Origin of the sequence: Mesorhizobium sp. M7A.F.Ca.CA.002.15.2.1 (assembly GCF_003998715.1) — a bacterium.
Lineage (GTDB): Bacteria > Pseudomonadota > Alphaproteobacteria > Rhizobiales > Rhizobiaceae > Mesorhizobium > Mesorhizobium ciceri.
In genome coordinates this window covers 1-7051 of the sequence record NZ_RZPI01000258.1, presented here as the reverse complement: position 1 = coordinate 7051, position 7051 = coordinate 1, and the positions used below count along the sequence as shown (strand labels likewise).

Annotated in this window: 10 protein-coding genes; 9 read left to right on the top strand and 1 reads right to left on the bottom strand. The window is 63.3% G+C overall.

What is annotated here, in order from left to right; all coding sequences use genetic code 11:
- The 7 genes from ribD to ENZ74_RS16080 form a co-directional block, all read left to right on the top strand.
- Positions 1–908: bifunctional diaminohydroxyphosphoribosylaminopyrimidine deaminase/5-amino-6-(5-phosphoribosylamino)uracil reductase RibD (gene ribD / locus ENZ74_RS16110; RefSeq protein ID WP_127312863.1), on the top strand; the 908-nt coding region annotated here is incomplete at its 5' end.
- Between the two features lie 12 nt (positions 909–920).
- A complete protein-coding gene (locus tag ENZ74_RS16105; protein WP_063167765.1) occupies positions 921–1538 on the top strand; it encodes a riboflavin synthase in 618 nt (205 codons plus the stop codon).
- A 63-nt stretch (positions 1539–1601) separates the two neighbouring features.
- Positions 1602–1862: a ribbon-helix-helix domain-containing protein gene (locus ENZ74_RS16100; protein WP_013532247.1), complete on the top strand. Its 261-nt coding sequence runs from the start codon at positions 1602–1604 to the stop codon at positions 1860–1862.
- The gene (locus tag ENZ74_RS16095; RefSeq protein WP_013532246.1) at positions 1862–2137 is read left to right on the top strand and encodes a type II toxin-antitoxin system RelE/ParE family toxin; all 276 of its coding nucleotides are present in this window, start codon (positions 1862–1864) and stop codon (positions 2135–2137) included. Before ENZ74_RS16100 ends, ENZ74_RS16095 begins: the two co-directional genes overlap by 1 nt.
- Positions 2138–2218: 81 nt before the next feature.
- Positions 2219–2713, top strand: coding sequence for a 6,7-dimethyl-8-ribityllumazine synthase (gene ribH, locus ENZ74_RS16090; protein WP_063167766.1), 495 nt, complete (start codon positions 2219–2221; stop codon positions 2711–2713).
- On the top strand, positions 2710–3210 hold the full coding sequence (gene nusB, locus ENZ74_RS16085) for a transcription antitermination factor NusB (RefSeq protein ID WP_013532244.1): 501 nt from the start codon (positions 2710–2712) through the stop codon (positions 3208–3210). Before ribH ends, nusB begins: the two co-directional genes overlap by 4 nt.
- Positions 3207–4418, top strand: coding sequence for an MFS transporter (locus ENZ74_RS16080; RefSeq protein ID WP_063167767.1), 1212 nt, complete (start codon positions 3207–3209; stop codon positions 4416–4418). Before nusB ends, ENZ74_RS16080 begins: the two co-directional genes overlap by 4 nt.
- An 8-nt stretch (positions 4419–4426) precedes the next feature.
- Here ENZ74_RS16080 and ENZ74_RS16075 read toward each other — a convergent pair whose 3' ends face one another.
- Positions 4427–4999, bottom strand: a complete 573-nt coding sequence (locus ENZ74_RS16075; protein WP_013532242.1) for an NADPH-dependent FMN reductase — start codon at positions 4997–4999, stop codon at positions 4427–4429.
- Between the two features lie 204 nt (positions 5000–5203).
- On the opposite strand from ENZ74_RS16075, the gene ENZ74_RS16070 reads away from it, so the two are divergent.
- On the top strand, positions 5204–6115 hold the full coding sequence (locus ENZ74_RS16070; RefSeq protein ID WP_013532241.1) for an ABC transporter substrate-binding protein: 912 nt from the start codon (positions 5204–5206) through the stop codon (positions 6113–6115).
- Between the two features lie 55 nt (positions 6116–6170).
- The coding region (locus tag ENZ74_RS16065) for an ABC transporter permease (RefSeq protein ID WP_164761050.1) at positions 6171–7051 on the top strand (881 nt) is incomplete at its 3' end.

Below are 7051 nucleotides of genomic sequence, written 5' to 3'. Positions count from 1 at the left end.
CGCGAATCGGGATCGCTGGCGCCACCGCCTACGTCACGCTGGAACCTTGCGCCCACCACGGCCGCACGCCGCCTTGCGCCAATGCGCTGGTCAATGCCGGCGTTGCGCGGGTCGTCGGTGCCGCCAGCGATCCCGATTCGCGCGTGTCCGGCAAGGGTTATGCGATCCTGCGCGCGGCCGGTGTCGAGGTGGTCGAGAAGGTGCTGGCGGCGGAAGCTGCCGAGCAGATGGCCGGCTATTTGATTCGATCGTTGAGAAAACGCCCGGAAGTGATTCTCAAGCTTGCGCTTTCCAGCGACGGCAAGATCGGCAGGGAAGGTGACGGGCAGGTGTCGATCACCGGCGATATCGCGCGCCGAGAAGTGTATCTGATGCGGGCTGAGGCGGACGCCATACTGGTTGGTATCGGCACCGCCCTTGAGGATGATCCGGCCCTGACGGTGCGTTTGCCGGGGCTTGAGAACCGTTCGCCTGCCCGCATCGTGCTCGACCGCCAGCTCAGGTTGCCGGAGGCCTCGAAGCTGGTTTCGGGCGTCGACCGGGTACCGCTCTATATCGCCGCTTGCCTGGAGGCCGATCCGCTGCGGCGGGCAGCACTCGAACGCGCCGGCGTGCGCTTCATCGGCACCGAGACGCACGAGGGCGGCGTAGCCTTGCCGGAACTACTCGAGGATCTGGCCGCGCTCGGCATGGCCAGCGTGCTGGTCGAGGGCGGCGCCAGGGTGGCGAGCGCTTTCCTGGCCGACGGGCTGGTCGACCGCATCGTGCTGTTCCAGGGACCGGATGCAATCGGCGACGACGGCATTGCATCGCCGATCGACGCCGACCATATCCCGGCAGGATTTCGCAAATTGCGCGACATGCGTTTCGGCGAAGACAGCTACGCCGAGTGGACAAGAGACCTCTAGGGATCAACACCGATGTTTACCGGAATTGTCACCGATGTCGGCACTGTCGCGTCCGTCAAGCCGCTCAGGGAAGGGGCGGGGCTGCGCATCGACACAGCCTATGACCCGCAGACCATCGCCATCGGCGCCTCGATCTCCTGCGGCGGCGTCTGCCTGACAGTCACGGCCTTGCCCGACAGCGCCTCGAATGCACGCTGGTTCGAGGTTGAAGCATGGGAGGAAGCCTTGCGGCTGACCACGGCCTCGGGCTGGAAATCCGGCACCAAGGTCAACCTGGAGCGGGCGCTGAAGATCGGCGACGAACTCGGCGGCCACATCGTTTCGGGCCATGTCGACGGCATGGCCGAGATCATCGAGCGCAAGGATGAGGGCGATGCCGTGCGCTTCACGCTGGAGGCGCCGCGCGACCTGGCGAAGTTCATTGCGCCCAAGGGATCGGTCGCGCTCGACGGCACCTCGCTCACCGTCAACAAGGTCGAAGGCGCGCGCTTCGACGTGCTTTTGATCCACCATTCGCTGACCGTGACCACCTGGGGTGAGCGCAAGGTCGGTGACCGCGTTAATCTCGAGATCGACACCATGGCGCGTTATGCGGCGCGGCTGGTCGAGGCGACGAAAGAGGGGCTTTAAGTGCTGCTGCACTCGACTTAATCAGTTTTAATCGCTATGATTAAATCTGATTGTGAGGCTCTGATGGATACAAAAGTAATCACCGCTCACGTTCCGCTGCCGCTGGCTGAAAAGGTAGATCAACTGGCTGCCCGCCTTGAGCGCCCACGCGGCTGGATCGTCAAACAAGCTCTTTCCGCGTGGGTGGATTTGGAGGAGGAGCGCCGACGGCTCACGCTTGAAGCAATGGCCGATGTCGACGCAGGACGGGTCATCGATCACCAGGCCGTGCAGGCGTGGGCTGAGAGTCTTGGTACCGACAAGCCACTGCCGGTGCCTCGTTGATGGAGTTGAAATGGACCAACAAGGCTTTGTCCGACTTGGTCCGGCTACATGATTTTCTCGTGCTAGCAAATGGCCCGGCGGCCGCACGTGCCGTGCAGTCGCTTACTGCCGCGCCGGCACGGTTGGTCGAATATCCGCGCATCGGTGAGAGACTGGAAGAGTTCGAACCACGAGAAGTGCGTCGCATTTTGGTAGGCAGCTACGAAATTCGTTACGAGATACAGAACACGACAATTTCTGTGTTGCGCCTGTGGCATACGCGAGAGGATCGATAGGACAGGAGTCCATCCAGCAATCTTCCGCTTGCGATGAACCCGGCTTCGGCCTAAGTCACCGGCAACTCCCCGGAGACTTTTATGGCTGGTACATCCCAACACGGCAAAGCCTTCATTCGTCCGAAGGCGAAGGCGCATCTGCTCATTGTCGAAGCGCGCTTTCACGACGACCTTGCCGACGCGCTGCTCGATGGCGCGACAAGCGCGCTCGATGAGGCGGGCGCGACTTATGACGTCGTCACCGTTCCAGGTTCGCTGGAGATCCCCGCGGTGATCACCTTTGCACTGGACGGCGCGACGGAAGGCGGCACACATTATGATGGCTTTGTCGCGCTCGGCACCGTCATCCGCGGCGACACCTATCATTTCGACATTGTCGCCAATGAATCCAGCCGCGCGCTCATGGATTTGAGCGTGCAGGACTCGGTCTGCATCGGCAACGGCATCCTCACCACCGAGAATGACGCCCAGGCCTGGACTCGCGCCAAGCGCTCGGAAGGCGACAAGGGCGGCTTTGCCGCGCGTGCGGCGCTGACCATGATTGCCCTCAAGGAACAATTGGGAGCGCGATCGTGAGCGAACCCGCTTCGCCCGGGCAGCCCGCGATGCGCCACGCCAACAAGCGCGGCGCTGCCCGTCTGGCCGCCGTGCAGGCGCTCTATCAGATGGATGTCGCCGGCAGCGGTGTCTTCGAGATCACCGCCGAGTACGAGGCGTTTCGCCTTGGCAAGGAAGTCGACGGCGCGCTCTATCGCGAGGCCGATGCGCAATGGTTTCGCGCTATCCTGGCGGGTGTCGTCGAGAACCAGAAGACCATCGATCCGATCATCCGCCAGGCGCTGACCGAGGACTGGCCGCTGTCGCGGCTCGATTCGACGCTGCGCGCCATCCTGCGCGCCGGTGTCTACGAACTGATGAAGCGCGAGGATGTCCCGGTCGCCGTCATAGTCTCCGAATATGTCGACATCGCCAAGGCCTTCTACGAGGAAGACGAGCCGAAGCTGGTCAATGCCGTGCTCGACCGTGTGTCACGCCGGGTGCGTGGCGAGGGGCGCGGCAAGGACGCATCATGACGGCAATCGCCGTCGAGGCAGGCAGCGAGGCGCGCCGCACGGCGCTGATCCTGGCCGCATCGCAGGCGATCATCGGCTCGGCGGCCCCCATCGCCATCTCCGTGGGCGCGCTGGCCGGGCAATATCTGCTTGGCCCCGACAAATCATTGGCGACAGCGCCGATCACCGGCTTCAACATCGGCGTGGCGCTCGGCGCGCTGCCCGCAGCGGCCATCATCCGCAGAATGGGCCAGCGCGGCGGCTTCATGACCGGAACGATCGTCACGGCGCTTGGCGGCCTGATCGCCACGCTTGCGCTTTTTCAAGGGAGCTTCTGGCTGTTTGCCTTTGGCTTGCTCACGATCGGTGTCGGCGGCGCCTTCGTCCAGCAGTTCCGCTTCGCCGCCGCTGACAACGCACCGCCGGAATTCAAGGCGCGCGCCATCTCCTTCGTGCTGGCCGGCGGCATCGTCACCGCTATCCTCGGGCCGCAGATTGTCATCTTCACCCGCGAATCGCTGGCGCCGGTCATGTTTGCCGGTTCGTTCGTGTCCATCCTGCCGCTGGCCGCCGTCGGCGCCATCATCCTGTCCTTCCTGCGGCTGCCGGCGAAAGCATCCGGCAAGGTGGAGATCGCCGACAGCGACGCCAGACCACTGGCTGAAATCGTCACGCAGCCGCGTTTCGTCGCCGCGCTTTTCTGTGCGGTCGGCAGCTACGCGCTGATGAGCTTCGTCATGACGGGCGCACCGCTGGCCATGGTCGGCTGCGGACTGTCGGAGACCGACGCGACGCTCGGCATCTCCTGGCACGTCATGGCGATGTTTGCGCCAAGCTTCTTCACCGGCTCGCTGATCCATCGCTTCGGCGCCGAACGCATTGTGACCACCGGCCTGATCCTGCTCATCGGCTGCGCCATTGTCGCTCTGTCGGGCCTGGCGCTGTGGCAGTTCTGGACGTCGCTGATCCTGCTGGGCCTTGGTTGGAACTTCGGCTTCATTGGCGCGACCGCAATGGTGGCCTCCACCTACCGGCCGTCGGAAAAGGGCAAGGTGCAAGGCTTCCACGACTTCGTCCTGTTCGGCTCCGTCGCCTGCGCCTCACTGATGTCGGGCATGGTCTACAACGCCTGGGGCTGGGAGATGCTGAACTGGATAGTCTTTCCGGTCACCGTCCTGTGCTTCGTGGCGCTGGGCGCGCTGAAGGTGACGAGCGCGCGCCCGGCTTGACGCCAAACCTATGCGTCCGGCGGCAACACCTGAAGCACCCTCGCTATGAACATATGGAACTCAGCCATGTAGTTGCGCAGGAAGTCCTCGGTGGATTCGACCGTCACTTCGCCGTCGTCCGTTATCAGTCCCGGCGTGAACTGGATATAGGCTTCCGGCGCATTCATCTGGGGTGAGTTGCAGAAGCTCAGAACGCTGCGCAGGCTTTGTTGGGCGACAGCGGTTGCGATGGCGCCCGGCGATGTTCCGATGACGGCGGACGGTTTGCGCGCGAATGAATTCTTTCCATAGGGGCGGCTCGCCCAGTCGATCGCGTTCTTTAATCCGCCAGGGATCGAGCGGTTGTACTCCGGGGTAACGAACAGGACGGCCTGAACGGACGCGATCGCCTTTTTGAAATCCCGGGCGACCGGCGGGAAATCCGCATCATAATCGTAGCTGTAAAGAGGCAGATCCCTGAAGGCGATTTCCGTCATTTCAAGTTCCGGAGGAGCCAGTTGAACGAGCGCCTTCGCGAGCTTGCGGTTGATGGATTCCCGGGCAAGACTTCCGATGAGGTAGCCGACTTTGTGTATGGCCATGACACGCTCTCCGTGTTTGCCACCCGCACCCTATGGCATTATCCGCCAGATGGCAGCAGATCGCCAGCGTCGCCTCAAAATCGGCCTTCCGAACAAAAATATTGCGCTGATCCCCCTTGTTATGAAACCGTGTGCCCCGACTGGCCGTTGAAGCCATGCTCATATGCGGTCATCGCGTTTCGGTTCATAGCTAGGGGTTCCACAATGTTTTCAGTCAAGTTTCTGGCCGGCGCGGCATTGGCGCTCGGCATCACGGTGGCTTCCGCCAATGCCCAGGTGGTTGTCTCTTCGAAGATCGACACCGAGGGCGGCGTGCTCGGCAACATCATCCAGCTCGTCCTCAACGCCAACAACATCAAGACATCGGACCGCATCCAGCTCGGCGGCACGCCGGTGGTGCGCAAGGCGATCACCGCTGGCGAGATCGACATCTATCCCGAATACACCGGCAACGCCGCCTTCTTCTTCGAGAAGGCCGACGACCCGGTCTGGAAGGATGCCGCCAAGGCCTATGAAACGGCCAAGAAGCTCGACTACGACGCCAACAAGATCGTCTGGCTGTCGCCGTCGCCCGCAAACAACACCTGGGCGATTGCGCTGCGCAAGGAAGTCGCCGAGACCAACAAGCTCGCCACGCTCACCGACTTCGGCAAATATGTCGCGGGCGGCGGTCAGGTGGTGCTGGCGGCTTCTGCCGAGTTCGTCAATTCGGCGGCTGCACTGCCGGCCTTCCAGACCACCTATGGCTTCACGCTGAAGCCGGACCAACTGATCACTCTCTCAGGCGGCGACACCGCGGCAACCATCGCCGCGGCCGCCAACCAGACCAACGGCGCCAATGCGGCCATGGTCTACGGCACCGATGGCGGCATCGCACCGTCCGGGCTCGTCGTGCTCGACGACGACAAGGGCGTGCAGCCGGTCTACCAGCCGGCGCCGATCATCCGCGAAGCGGTGCTGAAGCAACATCCCGAGATCGAGACGCTGCTGAAGCCGGTCTTCGCCAAGCTCGACCTCGTCACGCTGCAGGAGCTGAATGGTCGCGTGCAGGTCGGCGGCGAGCCGGTCAAGGGCGTCGCCGAGGACTTTTTGAAGAAGAACGGCTTCCTGAAGTAGGACGATTCCGGCGCGCCGCTTTCGTGGCGCGCCGGATCGACTGACGGGGGAGGGCGTGAACATCCGCTTCGACAAGCTCGGCGTGGTCATCGCCGCTATATCAGCCTACGCGGCTTTTGCCGCGCCCTTTGCCACGTTCCGTGCCAACCGCATCGTCCCCGGCCAGGCGCGCTCGATTCTCGAGGCGCTGCCGGCAACCACCGGGACGCTGCTGCTCGTCATGATCGTCGCCGCAGCACTCATCGCGCTGTTCAAGACACCGCTTTCGCTGCGCCTTGCCGCCAGCGTGGTGGCGCTTGCCGCGCTCGCGCTGCTGATCGGCGTCGCCGGAACATTCCTCACGCCGGAGGGCAACACCTTTGCGAGAGTTTCGCCAGCCTCCGGTTTCTGGATTCTGATCTTTGCCTTCACGCTTTTGCTCGCCGATGTGCTGACACGGCTGGACCTGTCGCCATTGGCACGAGTTGGCGTGCTTGCGGTCTCGGCTTTGGCGATCGGGCTGCTGTTGATTTCGGGAAGCTGGGACAATCTGTCGATCCTGAAGGAATATTTCAACCGCGCCGACAGTTTCTGGGCGGAGGGCTCCAAGCATGTAACGCTGGCGCTAGGGTCGCTGCTTGCGGCAGTGGTCGTCGGCCTGCCGCTGGGCATTCTCTGCCATCGTGTCGAAAGTCTGCGCGCCGGGGTTCTCAACGTGCTCAACATCATCCAGACCATTCCCTCGATCGCGCTGTTCGGCCTGCTGATCGCGCCGCTCGGCTGGGTGGCCACGCATGTGCCGGGGGCTGCCGCGCTCGGCATTCGCGGCATCGGCACCGCACCCGCCTTCGTCGCGCTGTTCCTTTATTCGCTGCTGCCGGTGGTGGCCAACACCGTGGTCGGTCTCGCTGGCGTGCCGCGCGCGGCCAACGACGCCGCGCGCGGCATGGGCATGAC